The organism is Bradyrhizobium sp. Ken01 (assembly GCF_055807355.1).
Map to the genome: position 1 here is coordinate 1 of NZ_JBVVPC010000198.1, position 278 is coordinate 278.

General features: G+C 51.8%; 1 protein-coding gene. It reads right to left on the minus strand.

From position 1 onward, the window contains the following. The coding region (locus tag AC0L3S_RS39340; protein WP_473285345.1) for a substrate-binding domain-containing protein at positions 1–278 on the minus strand (278 nt) is incomplete at both ends.

Consider the following 278-nt stretch of genomic DNA (forward strand, 5'->3'; position numbering starts at 1 on the left):
TCCACCAACATACCTCCTAACTGGGCGGGCGTTCCCTGATTAATGTAGTAAGAGCGGCACTCCGGTTTAGTATCAGAGTCCCAGGTCAGCACTCTCACACCACGTTGCATGGCGCGTTTCAGTGCCGGACACAAGCCATCAGGCGAAACCGCAGAAACGATAATGGCGTTATAACCTTGATTGACGAAGTTATTAATCAACTGTACCTGACCAGAAACACTGGGTTCTGTCGGCCCGTCGTAGGTCACATCAACGCCCAGCTCTTTACCCGCTTGTTG